The 17,008-nt window shown below is 64.7% G+C and carries 19 protein-coding genes; 6 read left to right on the plus strand and 13 right to left on the minus strand.

What is annotated here, in order from left to right:
• The first annotated feature begins 16 nt into the window (after positions 1–16).
• The 3 genes from ACFE8X_RS01065 (at position 17) to ACFE8X_RS01075 (ending at position 1,690) form a co-directional block, all read left to right on the plus strand.
• The gene (locus tag ACFE8X_RS01065; RefSeq protein WP_375449581.1) at positions 17–304 is read left to right on the plus strand and encodes a hypothetical protein; all 288 of its coding nucleotides are present in this window, start codon (positions 17–19) and stop codon (positions 302–304) included.
• Positions 305–522: 218 nt separating this feature from the next.
• A complete protein-coding gene (locus ACFE8X_RS01070) occupies positions 523–1,239 on the plus strand; it encodes a hypothetical protein (protein ID WP_375449582.1) in 717 nt (238 codons plus the stop codon).
• A gap of 25 nt (positions 1,240–1,264) precedes the next feature.
• A complete protein-coding gene (locus ACFE8X_RS01075) occupies positions 1,265–1,690 on the plus strand; it encodes a SufE family protein (protein WP_375449583.1) in 426 nt (141 codons plus the stop codon).
• Here ACFE8X_RS01075 and ACFE8X_RS01080 read toward each other — a convergent pair.
• The 10 genes from ACFE8X_RS01080 to mbhE all read right to left on the minus strand — a co-directional run bounded on the left by ACFE8X_RS01080 (position 1,687) and on the right by mbhE (position 9,451).
• Positions 1,687–2,430, minus strand: a complete 744-nt coding sequence (locus tag ACFE8X_RS01080) for a DUF6456 domain-containing protein (RefSeq protein WP_375449584.1) — start codon at positions 2,428–2,430, stop codon at positions 1,687–1,689. The genes ACFE8X_RS01075 and ACFE8X_RS01080 overlap by 4 nt on opposite strands.
• On the minus strand, positions 2,417–2,806 hold the full coding sequence (locus ACFE8X_RS01085; RefSeq protein WP_375449585.1) for a helix-turn-helix domain-containing protein: 390 nt from the start codon (positions 2,804–2,806) through the stop codon (positions 2,417–2,419). Before ACFE8X_RS01085 ends, ACFE8X_RS01080 begins: the two co-directional genes overlap by 14 nt.
• 198 nt (positions 2,807–3,004) lie before the next feature.
• Positions 3,005–3,427 carry a MucR family transcriptional regulator gene (locus tag ACFE8X_RS01090; protein WP_375449586.1) on the minus strand — a complete coding sequence of 141 codons (423 nt, stop codon included), beginning with the start codon at positions 3,425–3,427 and terminating at the stop codon, positions 3,005–3,007.
• Positions 3,428–3,553: 126 nt separating this feature from the next.
• Positions 3,554–3,907 carry a monovalent cation/H(+) antiporter subunit G gene (gene mnhG, locus ACFE8X_RS01095; RefSeq protein ID WP_375449587.1) on the minus strand — a complete coding sequence of 118 codons (354 nt, stop codon included), beginning with the start codon at positions 3,905–3,907 and terminating at the stop codon, positions 3,554–3,556.
• Positions 3,904–4,218 (minus strand): cation:proton antiporter, encoded by a 315-nt coding sequence (locus ACFE8X_RS01100; RefSeq protein WP_375449588.1) that lies wholly within the window; start codon positions 4,216–4,218, stop codon positions 3,904–3,906. Before ACFE8X_RS01100 ends, mnhG begins: the two co-directional genes overlap by 4 nt.
• A complete protein-coding gene (locus tag ACFE8X_RS01105; RefSeq protein WP_375449589.1) occupies positions 4,215–4,694 on the minus strand; it encodes a Na+/H+ antiporter subunit E in 480 nt (159 codons plus the stop codon). The genes ACFE8X_RS01100 and ACFE8X_RS01105 overlap by 4 nt, the downstream gene beginning before the upstream one ends.
• Entirely contained in the window at positions 4,691–6,235 is a 1,545-nt protein-coding gene (locus ACFE8X_RS01110; protein ID WP_375449590.1) for a proton-conducting transporter membrane subunit, read from the minus strand. Before ACFE8X_RS01110 ends, ACFE8X_RS01105 begins: the two co-directional genes overlap by 4 nt.
• 68 nt (positions 6,236–6,303) lie before the next feature.
• Positions 6,304–6,681 (minus strand): Na+/H+ antiporter subunit C, encoded by a 378-nt coding sequence (locus ACFE8X_RS01115; protein WP_375449591.1) that lies wholly within the window; start codon positions 6,679–6,681, stop codon positions 6,304–6,306.
• Positions 6,678–7,094 carry a Na+/H+ antiporter subunit B gene (locus ACFE8X_RS01120; protein WP_375449592.1) on the minus strand — a complete coding sequence of 139 codons (417 nt, stop codon included), beginning with the start codon at positions 7,092–7,094 and terminating at the stop codon, positions 6,678–6,680. Before ACFE8X_RS01120 ends, ACFE8X_RS01115 begins: the two co-directional genes overlap by 4 nt.
• On the minus strand, positions 7,091–9,451 hold the full coding sequence (gene mbhE / locus ACFE8X_RS01125; RefSeq protein WP_375449593.1) for a hydrogen gas-evolving membrane-bound hydrogenase subunit E: 2,361 nt from the start codon (positions 9,449–9,451) through the stop codon (positions 7,091–7,093). The genes ACFE8X_RS01120 and mbhE overlap by 4 nt, the downstream gene beginning before the upstream one ends.
• 207 nt (positions 9,452–9,658) lie before the next feature.
• Here mbhE and ACFE8X_RS01130 point away from each other — a divergent pair, with 207 nt between their 5' ends.
• On the plus strand, positions 9,659–11,731 hold the full coding sequence (locus tag ACFE8X_RS01130; protein WP_375449594.1) for a S9 family peptidase: 2,073 nt from the start codon (positions 9,659–9,661) through the stop codon (positions 11,729–11,731).
• Positions 11,732–11,836: 105 nt separating this feature from the next.
• Complete coding sequence (locus ACFE8X_RS01135; RefSeq protein ID WP_375449595.1) at positions 11,837–12,382, plus strand: two-component system response regulator; 546 nt, start codon at positions 11,837–11,839, stop codon at positions 12,380–12,382.
• A 29-nt stretch (positions 12,383–12,411) separates the two neighbouring features.
• Here ACFE8X_RS01135 and ACFE8X_RS01140 read toward each other — a convergent pair whose 3' ends face one another.
• Both ACFE8X_RS01140 and ACFE8X_RS01145 read right to left on the minus strand, forming a co-directional pair.
• Entirely contained in the window at positions 12,412–12,966 is a 555-nt protein-coding gene (locus tag ACFE8X_RS01140) for a hypothetical protein (protein ID WP_375449596.1), read from the minus strand.
• Between the two features lie 2 nt (positions 12,967–12,968).
• The gene (locus ACFE8X_RS01145; RefSeq protein ID WP_375449597.1) at positions 12,969–14,480 is read right to left on the minus strand and encodes a helicase HerA-like domain-containing protein; all 1,512 of its coding nucleotides are present in this window, start codon (positions 14,478–14,480) and stop codon (positions 12,969–12,971) included.
• Between the two features lie 152 nt (positions 14,481–14,632).
• Between ACFE8X_RS01145 and ACFE8X_RS01150 the strand changes: the two genes are divergently transcribed.
• Positions 14,633–15,958 (plus strand): TIGR03808 family TAT-translocated repetitive protein, encoded by a 1,326-nt coding sequence (locus ACFE8X_RS01150; RefSeq protein ID WP_375449598.1) that lies wholly within the window; start codon positions 14,633–14,635, stop codon positions 15,956–15,958.
• Here ACFE8X_RS01150 and ACFE8X_RS01155 read toward each other — a convergent pair.
• Positions 15,955–16,965, minus strand: coding sequence for an asparaginase (locus ACFE8X_RS01155; protein WP_375449599.1), 1,011 nt, complete (start codon positions 16,963–16,965; stop codon positions 15,955–15,957). The two genes, ACFE8X_RS01150 and ACFE8X_RS01155, sit on opposite strands and share 4 nt — an antisense overlap.
• Positions 16,966–17,008: the final 43 nt, after the last annotated feature.

Genomic DNA, 17,008 nt, shown 5'->3' on the forward strand with positions numbered 1-17,008 from the left:
TGGTTTGGACCAGACGATGTTTCTTGCGCGTTCCGTATTCTGGCTGCTGGCAGCCTATATGGTGATCCGTCCGGGGGTCGGGCTGGATCCGGCCGCCCTCACCGATCATGCGGTGAACGCCGGGCAGCAGATCGTGGCCGAGCAGGTCCAGGCGATCGCTTGCGAGAGTCTACAATGCGCCGGCGGCAAGGCCGTGCTGGCTGCAATACTCCCCGATGCTTCGCCGGCCGGCCAGACCATGCAGGTGCAGCCGACGGTTCGCGACGTGCCTTATCCCCGGCCACGGCTGGACCGGGCGAGTTAACGAGCGCCAGAGCGCTCCCGACACACCAGGGTTTGCGTCACTTCCCCAAGGACGCGCTCCAAGCGACCCTGGCCCCTGCCGCAAGCACGCTGCCCCGTGCTTGCGGCCTTTTTTGTCGCTGGAATCGTCGCAAGCATTGCCCGTAGTGCGGCTTTTTCTTGCATGGGCGCCGAACTCCAACGATAGGTGGCCCGGCAATTTCCGCGAAAGCCGGCACCGTGAACCCCTGGGTCCTGATCGATACTGAACCACTGCCCGATGGTCGCGGCGATATTCGCCTGATCCGGCGCGCCGATGAATTTTCCATCATGCTGGGCACCATCGCCCTGATGAACAGCCGTCTCAGCGGCTCCGAAGAGGCGATGGCTGGCCTGTCCTGGGGCCGCATCCGCCACCGGACGACGCCGCACATGCTGATCGGCGGGCTGGGGATGGGCTTCACCCTGCGCGCTGCGCTTGCCGAACTGCCTGCTGCAGCCAGAATTACCGTGGCCGAACTGATGCCCGCCGTTGTCGCCTGGGCCCGAGGCCCGATGGCCGCAATCTTCGGCACGTGCCTCGATGATCCGCGCGTCACCATAGCCGTGAGCGATGTCGGCCGGCTGATCAAGGGGGCAAAAGCCAGCTATGACGCCATCCTGCTTGATGTCGACAATGGCCCCGACGGCTTGACCGTGAAGACCAATGACGCGCTCTACAGCCTGGCCGGTCTCAAGGCCGCAAAGGCTGCGTTGCGTCCCGGCGGCGTGCTGGCGATCTGGGCCTCGGCGCCCGATCGCGCCTTTACCAAAAGATTGCAGCATGCCGGATTTCTCGTTGAAGAGGAGCGGGTGCGGGCCAATGGCAAGGGCCGGGGCGCGCGCCATGTCATCTGGCTTGCCAGCAACAGCCCTGCCCGGCCCCCAACGGCAAAGCCCAAGCCGTCTGGAAGTTGAGCGGCGCATAGCCTAGATAGAGCCCATGAACGAGCCCCAGGCCTTCCAGGATATTGCCGAGAACCTGTCCTTCCTCGATGATTGGGAGGACCGTTACCGCTATCTGATCGAACTTGGACAGGCGTTGCCCAAGCTCGATGCCGACGAGAAAACCCCCGAAAACAAGGTCAACGGCTGCGTTTCCCAAGTCTGGCTCGCGGCCCGCAGCGAACAGCGTGACGGTCATACCGTGCTCAATTATCGCGGCGAAAGCGACGCGATGATCGTGCAGGGCCTCGTTGCGATTCTGTTGGCGCTGTATTCCAATCGCCCGGCCGGCGAGATCGCCGATACCGACGCGATCGCCCTGTTCGATGGGTTGGGCCTGCGCGAACACCTGACGACCCAGCGTTCCAACGGCCTTGTCGCGATGGTCAACCGCATGCGCAGCCAAGCCAAGGCGCTGCGCTAGTCGTCCCGCCTGATCAACGGTAGCCGCTGATCAAGCCATCCAGCGACGCTGGCCCCCTCGGGTCCGGTCGCCTGCGATGACAGGCCCCAATGCAGCGCCAATTGCTCAAGGCCGATCCGCAGGACCATCTTGGCGCTGCGGCGGGGCCATTGCCGCTCGGTTTCCACGGTCTGCAGGCCCTTGAGCAAGCCACAGACATCGAAGACCACGCCGCTGCAATCGGGCGGCAACGCCCTGGCCACCGCGTCGAGTTTGCGGCGTGCATCCACGGCGCTGTCGGACAGGTCGGCCACGACACTGCCACCACTGCCGGCGCTGCGCGTGCTATTATATGACATGGTCAGGCGCGGGCTGAGCCGCGCCCGCTCCACGAGCCTGCGGACCCGCTCGCCCGCTGCTACCTGGTGCGGTAAAAGGAACGGCGGCTCGCCATAGCGCCCAATGGCCAGTCGTGCCAACGGGCTTTCATCCAGGTTGTAGGCTGGTGCCGGCGCAGGTTCGGCAAGCGGTGCCTTGCGCGCTTGCCCGGCAAGCCACTCCCGCGCCCTGGGTCCGGCGACCAAGATATCGCCGGTCAGGCTCAGCACGCCAAGCTCGGCCAGTGTCGCCACAGCCTTCAGATCAAGCCGCGCCACCAGGTCAGTTCGCTGCACGACATAGGCGGCATTTTCAACTTTCGCGTCATGCCTGGGCAGCAATGCCCGCACGAACCGCATGGCACGCACTTCAGCGGTAGCCATGATCGGTCTCCGCTTCGCCTTCGCTCTCGATGCGGTGCTCAAGTGCCGACACGGCCTCGTCGAAGGTGCGGTTGTCGCGCATATCCTCCATCAGCGCACAAGCGTGTGAGACTGTTGTCCTATCGCGTCCAAAAATATGCGCAATTTCCTTCAAGCTGCGGCCAAGTGCGACGTGACACAGATACATGGCCAATTGCCGGGCACGGGCCGTGTCCCTGCGGCAGCGCGAGCGGTGCAGCAGCAGTCGGATCGGCACGCGTTTTTCCTGTGATACCAGCGTGATAACGCTGTTGCATTGCGCGTCATATGAATCAGCCTGGCCGCTTTGAGTCGCCGCCGCGGCTCTTGCGCCCTGCGCGTCCACCATCTTGTACATCCGTCCGTCTCCGCTCCGTATAAGGAATTTATTCCTACACACTGCGGTCGGAAATGCCAGATGGGGATAAGTCGTACAGTTTGATCAAGAGCCGCCGATCAAAGCCGAACGGCCGCTCACAGGGAGCGGCCGTTGGGTCGGTCGGCAAAACGCGTACTGGCAATTGCTTGTGGATTACCGGCCGCGTCGTCCATCTATCTAACCAGCCTTGCGGCCCAAGCCATTGTCCTTGGCGAGCTTGGATCGAGTCGCCGAGTAGTTCGGAGCCACCATCGGATAGTCGGCAGGCAGGCCCCATTTCTCACGGTATTCTTCAGGCGAGAGATTGTAGTGCGTGCGAAGGTGGCGTTTCAGCGACTTGAACTTCTTGCCGTCTTCAAGGCAGATGATGTAGTCGGCCGCAACGGACTTGCGCACAGGCACAGCCGGCTTCAACTCTTCGACCGGCAAAGGAGCCTCGTTGGTCTGCAGAGCACGAAGCGCACCATGAATTTCCGCGATCAATTTGGGCAGATCGGTCGGGCTCACAGCGTTGTGGCTAACATAGGCGGAGACGATTTCGGTGCTGAGTTCGATCAAGTCGCTCTCGTACCCATTCGCCGCGCCAGCGGTGTCATTCATAATTCAGCCTTTCATTATTTTTATTGGGCGGAGATGAGGGCAATCACCGCCTTGCTCAATTAATATGATTCTTTACTGTTTTATGCAACCCGGCATGGTCAATTAACATGTTACCACTTCAACAAATTAAGTCTCATTGGGCGCCTTATTTACGATGTCGAGGTCGTTGCTCACGGTAATCTGTGCCGGCCGGTCGCCCGATTTGAGGCTGGCGCGCGCCAGCAGATGAGCTGACACAGGCGTCGTCACCAGCAAAAAACCGATGCCGATCACCGCTCTCGACGCTACCGCGCCATCGAGGCAAGCCAGTGCGACCGCCAGCAGGATCATGCCCCCGCCCACGGCGCCGGCTTTGGATGCAGCGTGCATGCGGGTATAGAGATCAGGCAGTCGCAACACGCCAACTGCGGCAATAAGTCCGAAGACAGAGCCCAGCGACAGCAGTACTGCGCCCACGTAACGAGCGATCTCGGCCATCATGAGGCGGACTCCCGATTGACGCGGGCAGCATTGACGGTGGCGCGCACCAGGATATAGCGCGCCAGCGCCACGGTTGCCAGAAAGCCCAGGAGACCAAGGGCAATGGCAATATCCAGATACACTGTGTAGCCGGTATGGACAGTCAGGATGGCGACGAAACCAAGCGCCTCGATCGTCAGCAAATCCAGCGCCAGCACGCGATCGGCCAGTTTTGGCCCAAGGACGATGCGGACCACACAGAGCAGCAGGGCCACCCCGAGCAGTGCCAGGCCGGCATAACCCGCCAGTGCCAACGCTCCCTCCCCGTTCATGCGAACACCGCCCTGATGCGTGCCTCGAACCCCGAAGCGATGCCCGCCAGCAAGGCCTCGCGGTCGTTCAGCGTCAACACATGCACATAAAGCACGCTGTGATCGTCCGACACATCGATGCTGAGCGTCCCCGGGGTCAGGGTGATCATGTTGGCCAGAAGCGTGATTTCGACATCCGACTTGAGCGTCAGCGGCACGGCCACGATCGCCGGCTGGAGCCGGGATCGCAGGTCGGGCATCAGAACGATCAGCGCCACGCGCACGGCGCTCAGCATCAGTTCCTGGATGAACATGCCCGCCAGCATGGCGATCGCCCCCACGCGGCGCAGCCCGGCCACGCCGGCGGTCCGACCGCGCAGCACCATCAAGATGAGCAGCGCCAGAAATGCTCCCAGTAGCAGGTTGGCGCCATGGAAACTGCCGGTCATGGCGCCCCAAAGCAGGGTCAGAACGATCATGAGCGCGGCCAGGTTCATGGGATGCCTCCGGCCAGCCCGACACTGGCAATATAGCCGGCGGGATCGATGATGTCGCCCGCCCCCGCCAGCGCCGCTGCAAACAGCCGGTCCGGCAGCAGCCCCGCAACGACGATCACCGCCACAAGGGCACTCACCGCGCCAAAGCCGAACCACAGGCGGCGCGGGGACAGCGCGGCGAGCGGCACGCTGCGGTGTTCGGAATTTTGCCCCTCCCACCCCTCACGCCAGAAGATATGGGCCCAGAGCCGGCTTGTGGCAATCAGCGTCAGGACGGCGTTGAGCAGCAGCGCTCCCACAATGGCAAGGCTGATCCAGTCGATACCGGCAGTGCCGGCGCCGCGCAGATCGGCATCGCCCATACCGCCTTCCAGCAACAAGAGCTTGGGCCAGAAGCCCAGGAATGGCGGCACGCCGGCAACCGCCAGCATGGTGATGAAAAACAGGATGGAAAGCGGGGCGTGGGCGCCATAGAGCCCGCCCATGCGGCGGCTGTCGGTCTGGCCGGTCAGCGCCTCGATCAGTCCGGCGACAAGATAGAGCGCGGTCAGCGTCAGCATGGCGTGAACGATATAGAGGCCCGCGCCGCCAACGCCATGCAGCGACGGCATGGCGATACCGGCGATGATGGCGCCGATACCGCCGATCACCAGAAAACCGATGGCACGGCGCAGGTTGGTTTCGGCGATGGCCCCGAGCGGGCCGATGACCAGGGTGGTGATGGCAAGTGCGGCCAGCAGCCAATCGAACTGCTCGCGCGCGGCCGGCAGCAGCATGACCAGGACCCGCAGCATGGCATAGGCGCCCACTTTGGTCAGTAGGCCCGCCAGCAGGGCCGACACCGCGGCCGGCGGGGTATGATAGGATGCCGGCAGCCAGCCATTGAGCGGGAACACCGCCGCCTTGATGCCGAAGGACAGCACCATCAGCGCCGCCACCCCGGCGATGGCTGCCGGGTTGGCCCCGGAGGCGCGGCCGATAACGTCGGCCATGTTGAGTGTGCCGAGCACGCCATAGAGCAGGCCCAGCGCCGCCAGGAAAAAGCTGGTGGCAACAAAGTTTATGAAGCCGTATTTGACTGCGCCGTCGAGTTGCAAAGGCCGGCCGCCAAGCACCATCAGCCCGAACGAGGCGATCAGCATGACCTCGAACCAGACATAGAGATTGAACAGGTCGCCGGTCAGGAAGGCGCCACTCACCCCGGCCAGGAGGAGCAGGACGAGCGGGTAGAACCCGTCGTCGCGCTGGCGCGGCTCACCCAGCGAATAGACCAGCACCACCAGCGTCACCAGGGCCGCGACCAGCGCAAAGCCCGCCCCGAACATGTCGGCGGCAAAGCTGATGCCAAAGGGGGGCAGCCAGCGCCCCATGGTCATGCTGAGCGGCCCGCCATCCAGCACACGCAGTGCCAAGATCACGTCGCAGGCCAGGATGGCCGCGGTCACCAGCACCGCCAGCGTGGCCGCACCGCCACGGACCGGCTGCAGCATGATCGCCAGCGCCGCGCCCAGCAGCGCCAGGACGACCGGCAGGACGATCACCCAATCGGCTAGTGCGGTGGTGCCGGTAAAAACGGCTCGGGACAGATCGAAAATGATGGGCCCCTTCCCTAGTAACTCAGCGGTGGACGCGGCGCGTCTTCGGGCTCGGCCAGCCGCATGGTGTCGGTATTTTCGGCGTCCATCGCCTGATAGGCGCGAAAGGCCAGCACCAGCAGGAAGCTGAACATGGCAAAGCCGATGACGATGGCAGTCAGGATCAGCGCCTGCGGCAGCGGATTGGCGATCGGTCCGGCTGGCTGTTCCAGCCCGCGTGGTACGATCGGCGGGGCTCCGGCACCCAGCCGTCCGGCCGAAAAGATCAACAAATTGATGCCGTTGCCCAATATGACCAGTCCCAGCAGCATGCGTATCAACGAGCGCGACAGGAGGAAATAAATCGCCACGGCGATGAACAGGCCGACAAGCACGGCGAGGACGACGGTCATGGCCCATCCTCTTCGAGTGCCAGCGCAATCGTCGTCAGCGTTCCGAACACGACGAGGTAAACCCCGATGTCGAACACCAGCGGCGTCGACAGCGGCACGCTGGTCTCCCCCAGCGGCAGATCGAGCCAGATGCTGGTCATGAACGGGGATCCAGTGACCATCGAGGCCAATCCGGACAGCGCCGCGATGACGACGCCGAAGCCGACCATGCCCAGCGGATCGAGCCGCAATGCCTTGCGCGCGGCCCTCGAGCCCTTGGCAAGGCCCAGCACGGCCATGGCTGCCGCCGCGATCAGCCCACCGATGAAGCCGCCGCCAGGTGCGTTGTGGCCGCGCAGGCAGATGAACACCGAAAACAGCACCATGATGACCACGATCGGCCCGGCCATGGTGCGAAAGATCAGGGTATTCATGGGCGCACCCGCCTTCGGTGCAACAGGGCCAGGATGGCGATCCCCGCGCCCATCACGACCGAAATTTCGCCCAGCGTGTCCAGCCCGCGATAGTCCACCAGGATGACGTTGACGATATTGGCGCCATGGGCCAGCGGAACGCTGGTAGCGGTAAAGAAATCGCCTAGGCGCGGATCGAAATCGCCCGCCAGCACCACCAGGAGCAGGAGGCTGACCCCGGCGCCGCCGACGATGGCGAGCGTGCCGTCGCGCGCCAGATCCTCCCATTGCCGATGGTCGCGCTCATCCAGGTTGAGCCGCGTCATGACCAGCGCCAGGATGACCACCGAAAGGATTTCCACCATGAACTGGGTAAAGGCCAGGTCCGGGGCGCCCAGCAGCAAAAAAGTCAATGCCACCGCGGTGCCCTGCACGCCCAGCGACAGGATCGCCACCAGCCGGTTGCGCACGAACAGCACCGCACCAAGCCCCAGCACCGCCAGTTCCACCACGGCCCATTGATAAAGCTGCAGATGCGGCCAGCTCAGCCTGGCCGACCAGTTTCCCAGCTCGGCATTGGGCAGCAGCGCATCGATCCCGCCCAGGCCGAATACCGGCACCAGAACCGCCAGCGCGAAGGCTGCAAAGACCAGGACCAGATATAGTTCCAGCCGCCCATGGTGCAGCAGCCGCGTCAGCGCCCCGGCCGCGCGGATCAGCCCGAACATGGCCGCATCGAAGCCATGATCGAAAGTCCAGCCCGTGGCAGTCGCAGTTCGCCGCAGTACGCGGCGCAGCGCTTCGGTTTGCAGGAAGATCGCCAGCGCCAGCACGATCGTGGCGGCCGAGAGCCAGAACGGCAGCCCGCTCAGATCGACCCCTGCCGTCAGATGGCTTTCGGCGGCGATGCCGAGCACGCTGGATACGGCGGGCGCGACCAGGCTGTGCCCCAGCCAGCCTGCATTGAGCGCGCCGACGACACCGATGGCGCCCAGTACCAAGGGGCCGGCGAGCATGGCCACCGGCGCCTCGCGTGGCGCCTTGGGGGTCGGCACTTGGGTTCCCAGAAACGGCCGGACGGCGATCACCAGCGCCAGGCCGCCCAGAAGCGCATTGCCGATCACGAGCACGATGAGCGTCAGCACCTGCGGCCATTGCGGTTGCAGCAGGCCCAGATACATGTCCTCCTTGGCCAGGAAGCCGATGGTGAGCGGCAGGCCCAGCATGGAGAGCGCCGCCAGTGCCGCGGCGATGAAACTGACCGGCATGGCGTCGGCCAGCCCACCCAGGCCGGTCAGGTCGCGACTGCCGCTCGCATGGTCAATGGCGCCGACCACCATGAACAAGGCGGCCTTATAGACTGCATGGGCAACGAAATAGAGCATGGCCGCAGTAATGCTTGCTTCGCTGCCCATCCCGATCAGCAGCACCAGCAAGCCCAGCGAGGCGATGGTGCTGTGCGCGAGCACCTGCTTGAGATCGGTCTGCCGGATCGCGCCCAGCGCGCCCCACAGCAGGGTGAAGCCGCCAAAGGCCACCAGGCTCACGGTCCAGGCCTGGGTGCCGCCCAAAAACGGGGTCAGCCGCAGCAGCAGATAGACCCCGCCCTGCACCATGGTGGCCGAATGCAGGAACGCCGAAACCGGCGTCGGCGCCTCCATGGCGTTAGGCAGCCAGAAGTGGAACGGGAACTGCGCCGATTTGGTGAACACGGCCAGGAGGAACGCGATCAGCACCACGGGATAGGCCGGGTTCTCGCGCATAGACTGGCCGAACTCGCGCAGCCCGCTCAAATTCCATTCCCCGGTCAGTTGCTGGCAGACAATCACCGCGAACAGCAGCGCCATGCCCCCGATATTGGTGACCACCAGGGCCTGGATGGCGCCGCGCCGCGCGGCCTGTCTCGCATGATCGAACCCGATCAGCAGGAACGAGGTGACGCTGGTCAGTTCCCAGAAGGTAAACAGCGCCAGCATGTTATCGGCCAGCACCAGCCCCAGCATGGCGCCCATGAAGGCCAGCATGAAGCCGAAAAAGCGGCCCTGGTGCCGATGCCCGCGCAAGTAGGCGCCGGCATAGATCAGGACCAGCGTGCCAATGCCGGAAATCGCCAGGGCAAAGGTCAGGCTCAATCCGTCGACGAAAAATGCCAGGCTCAGCCCATAGGCCGGCACCCAGTCGATGGCGGCCTGCACGAAATGCCGGCTGGCGACGGGTTCGACAAAGCCCAAGAGGACCACGAAAAGCCCCGCTGGCACCAGGGCCAGCACCCAGCCGGCAAACGGGCCGGCCACGCGCTGCACCAGCGGCGCCAAGGCGGCCGCTCCGAAGGGCGCGAGCGCCGCCAGCATTATGCTCGCATCCAGAGACAGGCCCAAATCATGGCTCTTTCATTGACCGACTCCGCCGGCCGGCCCGGTCAAACTAACGGCTGGGCGCGAGGGAACAAGTCAAAACGGCGCGGAGCACGCGCCATCCACCGGTGATTGCCAACTTATACGCGCGTTGCTTGCCCCTCGCATTCCGTGGCCGGCCGGCTTACATGTGCGCCGACGCGCCTGGCGCCCTTGTACCGGACCTTCCCCATGAGCACTCCCCCCATCGCGGCTCGCAAGCCGCATTCGGCCACGCACCACGCTATCGTGCGCGAAGACCCCTACCATTGGTTGCGCGCGGTGAACTGGCAGGAGGTCATGCAGGAGCCGGCGGCGCTTGACGACGAGATCCGGGGCTATCTCGATGCCGAAAACAGCTATTTCGAGGCGCATTTCGGCAAGCCGACCGAGGCGCTGCAGGAGACGATCTACCGGGAAATCCGTGGCCGCATCAAGGAGGACGACAGCGGCATTGCCAGCCCCGATGGTCCATGGGCCTATAATTCGCGCATGCTCGAGGGCAAGCAATATCCCCAGATCGTGCGAACGCCGCGCGATGGCGGGGCCGAGACCGTCCTGCTTGACTGCAATGTCGAAGCGGGCGAGGGGTATTTCGGTTTTGCCGGGGCCGAGCATGACCGTTCGCACCGCTATCTGGCCTGGGCGGCCGATCGCGCGGGTTCGGAATATTACGACATCGTCATTCGCGATCTCGACACCGGCATCGACAGCGACGAAGTCATCATCGAAACCGCCGGCAGCTATGTCTGGACCAACGATTCCTCGGCAATCTACTATACCGAATACGACGACAATCACCGCCCGTTCCGCGTCAAGCTGCATGTCATCGGGACGTCCCAGGACGATGACGCCACCATTTTCGAGGAACGCGATCCTGGCTTCTTCGTGGGCGTCGGGCGCACCCTGTCGGACAAGTTCATCGTCATCGATGCTCATGATCACCAGACGTCGGAATGCTGGCTGATCGATGCCGAGACCGGTGGCGCGCCGCGGCTTGTGGCGCCGCGCCTCACCGATCGCGAATACGACATCGAGGAGCGCGATGGTGTCCTTTACATCCGCACCAATGCCGAGGGTGCCGAGGACTTCAAGGTGGTCACCGCGCCGGTTTCCACGCCCGGCGCCGAGCACTGGAGCGATCTGGTGCCGCATCGGCAGGGCGTGCTGATCCTTGATACCATCGTCATCAAGAACCACCTCCTGCGCCTGGAGCGACATGAGGGCCTGCCGCGCATCGTCGTGCGCGATCTGCGCAGCAATGCCGAGCAGACCGTCAATTTCGATGAGGAAGCCTATTCGCTGGGCATGTCGGTGGGCTACGAATTCGACACGGCAGTGTTCCGCCTTACCTATTCCTCGCCCACCACCCCGTCGCGCACCTATGATCTCGATCTCGACACCGGTACCCGCACCTTGCTCAAGGAGCAGGAAGTGCCTTCCGGCCACAATCCGGCCGACTATGTCACCCGGCGCCTGTTTGCCACCGCTCCCGATGGCGAGCAGGTCCCGGTCACGGTGCTCTATCGGCAGGGCATGGCGCTGGATGGCACCGCCCCGGCCCTGCTTTATGGCTATGGCGCCTATGGCATGTCGATGCCCGCGGCGTTCTCCATCTCCGCCCTGTCGCTGGTTGATCGCGGCTTCATTCACGCGACCGCGCACATTCGTGGCGGCATGGAAAAAGGCTATCGCTGGTATGTGCAGGGACGGCGCGAGCACAAGACCAATACTTTCACCGATTTCATCGCCGCGGCCGAAATGCTGATTACCGACGGGTTCACCGCCAAGGGCAAGATTGTCGCCCAGGGCGGCTCGGCCGGCGGCATGCTGATGGGCGCCATCGCCAATCTGCGCCCCGATCTATGGGCCGGCATCGTGGCGCAGGTGCCGTTCGTGGACGTGCTCAACACCATGCTGGACGAGACCCTGCCGCTGACGCCGCCCGAATGGCCCGAATGGGGCAATCCGCTGTCCTCGGCCGAGGACTATGCCCGCATCGCGGCCTATGCGCCCTATGAGCAGGTCGCGGCGCAGGACTACCCGCCAATTTTTGCCTTGGCCGGGCTGACCGATCCGCGCGTGACCTATTGGGAGCCGGCAAAGTGGATCGCCAGGCTGCGCGCCACCCGCACCGGCGATGCGCCGCTCTACCTGCGCACCAATATGGGCGCGGGCCATGGCGGCGCCTCGGGCCGGTTCGATCGGCTCAAGGAAACCGCGATGTGCTTCGCCTTCGCGCTCCAGGCTGTCGGGCGCGCCTGACGGTACCGTCTGCGATTTGCACTGCGGATTGTCCAATTGCGGAACTGCCCCCTTCAACGGCGCGTTCGACCGTGGTAACGCTTTGTTTACCATTGAGGAGTCGCAGTGTCCGAACCGGCCAAAACCGTTGCAGTGATCGCGGCCACGCCGGCGCTGTCCTCGATCCTGTCGATGGTGCTGGCGGGCGATGTTCGCCTGCGCGTGCGCCAGTTCGACAGCGACATGGCCTTGCTGGCCTATATGCGCCTGGCTCCGGTCGACGTCCTGGTCTGCGATTTCGATCGCGAAGGCCGCCCGGCCTATGAGATGGTCGAGGCGATCCGGATGGATAACCGGATCGAATCGCGGGAGGTGCAGGTAATCGCACTGACCCGCACCATCACACCGCCCATGCGCCATCAGTCGATCAGCGCCGGTATCGACGAGGTGCTGGTCAAGCCGATGTCGCCGCGCCATTTGCTGCAGCGCGTGCAGGCGCGTTTGCATACGCGTCCCGTGGTCAGCGGTGGCAATGGCTATCGGGGCCCCGACCGGCGCAATCGCGTCAGCCCGCTATTGCCCATCATTATCGCGTCGCGGCGTTCGTCGGACAATGTGGTGCAGTTGTTCCCAGACCGCCGCAAGCCGCGCCATCCTGGCCTCGAAGGCTAAAGCAACGCGCCGATCGCCTCGGCCGGCGCCTAGTGCCTGTCCTGCGCCAGGCGGCTGACCCGGTTCCACGCATCTTCCACCGAATCGGCGAATTGGACGGCGCGTTCGTGCCCCGGCAAGCCCGGCGACAGCACGTCGGCCGCATAGCCGCGCATAACGTCGAAGGCGCGGTGCCGGTTGAGCATCACCACTGGGATCGCTTTGCCGCTGGCCTTGCTGGCGCTCCAGGCGCCGAATAAAGCCGAGGCAGAGGCCAGCGAGCCCGGCAGCGCCACCAAGGCATCGGCCAGCGCCGCCACCCGCCCCAGACGCTCGGGCGTTTCGGCCAGCACCTCCATCGGCACCCCCTCCAGCGCGCGCGGCAGGGCGATGCTGGCGTCGGCGATGATCCGCACGCTGCCACCGGCGGAGCGCGCCGCGGTCACCAGCGGCACCGGGATGACGCCATTTTCCGCCACGCAGATGATGCTGGCACCATGGCGGGCGAAATACATGCCGGCCTGGGTCATGATGCTGGAGCGCTCGGCGTCTCCGGCGCCCCTGTCGGAGGCGAAAACCGCCAGCACCAATGGCTTGCTCGCCATGCTCAGCGGCCGCGCTTGAGGCTGCCCAGGATACCGCGCACCAGCGCGCTCCCCAGGCGATTGGCGACCGTGCGCGCCAGCGAGTTCATCGCCGCTTCGGCAGGGCTTTGCCGGGTAGAGGCACGCCGCGCCGGCGGGCGACCGTCCTGGTAGGTGCGCTCCGCACGTTCCTTCTGGTCCGCCTTGGCGCGCTCGTCATCGAGCCGCTGCTGCTCCTCAGCCGCCTGCTTGGCCATCGACTTCTTGGCCAGCACCTCGAATGCCGAATCGCGATCCACCACCGTGTCGTAAAGACCCGCCACCGGCGAATTGGCCAGAATGGCGCGGCGTTCCTCGGGCAGGATCGGCCCCAGTCGCGACGATGGGGGCCGGATCAGCGTGCGCCCCACTATCGAGGGAATGCCCTTGTCCTCGATCACCGAGACCAGCGCCTCGCCGGTACCCAATTGGGTGATCACCTCCTCGGTGGAAAAATCGGGATTGGGCCGGAAGGTCTCGGCCGCCACGCGCACCGCCTTCTGCTCCCGCGGCGTATAGGCGCGCAGGGCATGCTGCACCCGGTTGGACAATTGCGCCAGCACGGCCTCAGGCACGTCGACGGGATTCTGTGTCACGAAATAAACCCCGACACCCTTGGAGCGCACCAGCTTGACCACCTGCTCAACCTTGTCGACCAGCGCCTTGGGCGCCCCGTCGAACAGCAGATGCGCCTCGTCGAAAAAGAATACCAGCCTGGGCTTGTCCGGATCGCCCACTTCGGGCAGGTCCTCGAACAGTTCCGACAGCAGCCACAACAGGAACGTCGCGTAAAGACGGGGCGCTCGCATCAACTCATCGGCGGCCAGCACCGACACGAAGCCGCGCCCGTCGCGGTCGGTGCGCATGAGGTCGGCGATGTCCAGCGCCCGCTCGCCAAAGAAATTCTCGCCGCCCTGCTGTTCCAGCACCAGCAGCGCTCGCTGCACCGCGCCGATCGAGGCCGTCGCCACATTGCCATAGGTGGCGGAAACCGCGTCGGCCCGCTGCCCGATATCCACCAGCAAGGCGCGCAGATCCTTGAGGTCGAGCAGCAGCAGCCCTTCATCGTCGGCCAGCTTGAAGGCGATGTTGAGCACGCCTTCCTGGGTGTCGTTGAGCTCCAGCATGCGGCTGAGCAGCAGCGGTCCCATTTCGGAAATGGTAGTGCGAATGGGATGGCCCTGGCGGCCGAACAAATCCCAGAACATGGTGGGGAATGCCGTAACTGCGTAATCGTCCATGCCGATATCGGCTGCGCGCTTGACGAGGAAGTCCTGTGCCGTCCCGGTCATGGCAATACCCGACAAATCGCCTTTCACGTCGGCGCAGAACACCGGCACGCCGGCGCGCGAAAAACCTTCCGCCATGATCTGCAGGGTCACCGTCTTGCCGGTGCCGGTGGCCCCGGTGATCAGCCCGTGCCGATTGCCGTAGCGTAGCGCCAGGTATTCCGGCCGCGTGCTGGTGCCCAGATAAACCTTGTCATCAACCAACATCGCCTGCCCCACGCAAATCGTTGTGGCATGGCTTATAGCCGCTCGCGGCAGCGCGGGACAAGACGAAGCGCGGGGCCGGCGCGTGCATCGGGGCTTTACCATCAGCGGCGTCTGTGCTGGCGGCACGGTTTCGCCACGGGCACATTGGGTCCATGACCAAATCCGCCCCCACCAATCGCCGCACCGTCCTGGCCAGCATGGCGGCAGCGACGCTGGGCACGACGCTGCCGGGCATGGCCCAATCGCGACCGGAGCTCGTGCCGGACAGCGGTGCGGACCAGACCGGTGCATTGCAAGCGCTGCTCGATAACGCTGCGGCGTCCGGAGTTCAATTGACCCTGCCGGCCGGACGCATCCTCGTGCGCGATCTGGCCATCCCCGGCAATGTCGCCATCGAAGGCGTGCCGGGCCGCACCGTTCTCGCGGGACTGGACGGCAATGTGGTCGCCACGATAGCCGGCGCCGGGTCCGTGGTGCTGCGCGATATCGGGTTCGAGGCCGGCGCGAACGAGCAGGCGCTGCTTTCGATCGACCAAAGCCGGGACGTGATGTTGGACCGTTGCGCCTTTCGCGGCGGTACCGGCTCGGGCCTGACGATTACCGGTTCGGCGGTCACCGTCCGCGACTGCACGTTCGCCGATCATGCCGACGCCGCCATCCATGCTCTCGACAATCACGGCCTGCTGATCACCGGCAATACTATTGCCGCCTGCGGCAATGCCGGCATCCGCATCTGGCGCAGCGAGGCCGGGCCGGATGGCGCCATCGTCACGCAGAACCGCATTGCCGGCATCAAGGCGGTTGGTGGCGGCAACGGCCAAAATGGCAACGGCATCAACGTGTTCAAGGCCGGTGGCGTGATCGTGGCCGACAATCACATCAGCGATTGCGCCTTCACCGCCATCCGGCTCAATGCCACCAATGACACCCAGGTCAGCGGCAATACCTGCCTCAATTCGGGTGAAGTGGCGATCTTTTCCGAGTTCGGTTTTTCCGGCTCGGTCATCGCGAACAACATTGTCGATGGCGCTGCCGGCGGCATTTCGATGACCAATTTCAACGAGGGCGGCTATCTGGCCGTCTGCACCGGCAATATCGTGCGCAACATCGCTCCGCTCTCACGGGTCAATCCCGACACTACCCCGTTCGGCATCTCGGCGGAAGCCGAGGCGGCGGTCACCGGCAACAGCATTTCCAAGGTCCCGGGCCCCGCCATCGCTGCCGGATACGGTCCCTATCTGCGCAACGTGCTGGTCGCCAACAACGTCATGCACGACATCCTGATCGGCATCGCCGTCAGCGTCGCTCCCGGCGCCGGACCTGCCCACATCGCCAACAACCTGATCTTTGCGCCCGAACGCGCCATTGTCGGCATGGCCTGGTCCGACATGGTCGAAACCGATTTGATCGCCAATGCCAGCAATTATCCGCAGCTGACCATTCTCGACAATACGGTCGGGGAAACCCCTAACAACTAGGTCCGCACCGCTCCGGTGACCCGCAACACGCCCACATCGGCTCCACGCACGCTGCGGATGGTCTGGCTGGCGAAGGTCTTGAGCAGTTCGGTCTGCGCCGCGTCGGGGTCCGCGATCGCCAGCAGCAGTCCGGCCAGCATGGCGGTGGATGCCGCGTTATTGCCGTCATCGCATTTGATGGCGTAGCCCCAGCCCTTGTCGCGAATGGCGCCGCAGTGCACGCCTTCGGCGCCGACCTTCTGCATCACCCTTCCGCCAAAGGCGCCCATGATCTGGGTATCGGCATGACCGGTTCCGGCCACCAGATGCGGATGGCTGGTTGCAGCGTCGAACAGGCGCTGGGCGGCGCTGGCATAGTCGGCGGGCAGGCCGTGGCCGGTCGCCATGCGCGCAAAGCCATGCGCGAAGGCGCGCAGCGGGGCGGCAAAGGTGGGAATGGAACAGCCGTCGGTGCCGCATTTTCCCTCGCTCAGGGGCTCGCCGATCACGGTTTCCACTGCCTCGCGCACCACGCGTTGCACGGCGTGCTCGCGCCCGACATAACCAGCCGTCGGCACGCCCATGGCCCGCGCCACACTCAGCATGCCCGAATGCTTGCCCGAGCAATTGTTGTGCAGCGCGCTCGGCTCACGGCCACTGGCACGCAGCGCCTCGCGCGCTGCCGCATTGGTGGGCGCATGGGCGCCGCATTCCAGATCTGCCACCGACAGGCCGAGCCGGTCCAGCAAGCCGGCGGCAACCGTCACGTGGGCGTCTTCGCCATGGTGGGAGGCGCAGGCCAGCGCCAGCTCTTCCTCGGTGTGGTGAAACGCGTCGGCCGCGTGTCTGGCGAAAATCGGCAGAGCCTGCATGGACTTGATCGCCGAGCGGGGAAATATCGCCCGCTCGATGTCGCCGGCGGAGGCGATCAGGCGACCATCGCCGTCGATCACGGCAAAAGCGCCGCGATAGATATTCTCGAGCCAGTTGCCGCGGGTGAGTTCGGCAAGAATGGGATTGGCGTGCATGGCAAAAACTCCGGTCCGGGCTGCCTTGCGAACAGCACCGGAC

The sequence above is a fragment of the uncultured Devosia sp. genome (assembly GCF_964244875.1).
In the GTDB taxonomy this organism is placed as follows: domain Bacteria; phylum Pseudomonadota; class Alphaproteobacteria; order Rhizobiales; family Devosiaceae; genus Devosia.

Coding starts and splice junctions, on each gene's coding strand:
- ACFE8X_RS01065 (WP_375449581.1), top strand. CDS start 17: ATGTTTCTTGCGCGTTCCGTATTCTGGCTGCTGGCAGCCTATATGGTG.
- ACFE8X_RS01075 (WP_375449583.1), top strand. CDS start 1,265: ATGAACGAGCCCCAGGCCTTCCAGGATATTGCCGAGAACCTGTCCTTC.
- ACFE8X_RS01080 (WP_375449584.1), bottom strand. CDS start 2,430: ATGGCTACCGCTGAAGTGCGTGCCATGCGGTTCGTGCGGGCATTGCTG.
- ACFE8X_RS01085 (WP_375449585.1), bottom strand. CDS start 2,806: ATGTACAAGATGGTGGACGCGCAGGGCGCAAGAGCCGCGGCGGCGACT.
- ACFE8X_RS01090 (WP_375449586.1), bottom strand. CDS start 3,427: ATGAATGACACCGCTGGCGCGGCGAATGGGTACGAGAGCGACTTGATC.
- mnhG (WP_375449587.1), bottom strand. CDS start 3,907: ATGATGGCCGAGATCGCTCGTTACGTGGGCGCAGTACTGCTGTCGCTG.
- ACFE8X_RS01100 (WP_375449588.1), bottom strand. CDS start 4,218: ATGAACGGGGAGGGAGCGTTGGCACTGGCGGGTTATGCCGGCCTGGCA.
- ACFE8X_RS01105 (WP_375449589.1), bottom strand. CDS start 4,694: ATGAACCTGGCCGCGCTCATGATCGTTCTGACCCTGCTTTGGGGCGCC.
- ACFE8X_RS01115 (WP_375449591.1), bottom strand. CDS start 6,681: ATGACCGTCGTCCTCGCCGTGCTTGTCGGCCTGTTCATCGCCGTGGCG.
- ACFE8X_RS01120 (WP_375449592.1), bottom strand. CDS start 7,094: ATGAATACCCTGATCTTTCGCACCATGGCCGGGCCGATCGTGGTCATC.
- ACFE8X_RS01130 (WP_375449594.1), top strand. CDS start 9,659: ATGAGCACTCCCCCCATCGCGGCTCGCAAGCCGCATTCGGCCACGCAC.
- ACFE8X_RS01140 (WP_375449596.1), bottom strand. CDS start 12,966: ATGGCGAGCAAGCCATTGGTGCTGGCGGTTTTCGCCTCCGACAGGGGC.
- ACFE8X_RS01145 (WP_375449597.1), bottom strand. CDS start 14,480: ATGTTGGTTGATGACAAGGTTTATCTGGGCACCAGCACGCGGCCGGAA.
- ACFE8X_RS01150 (WP_375449598.1), top strand. CDS start 14,633: ATGACCAAATCCGCCCCCACCAATCGCCGCACCGTCCTGGCCAGCATG.
- ACFE8X_RS01155 (WP_375449599.1), bottom strand. CDS start 16,965: ATGCACGCCAATCCCATTCTTGCCGAACTCACCCGCGGCAACTGGCTC.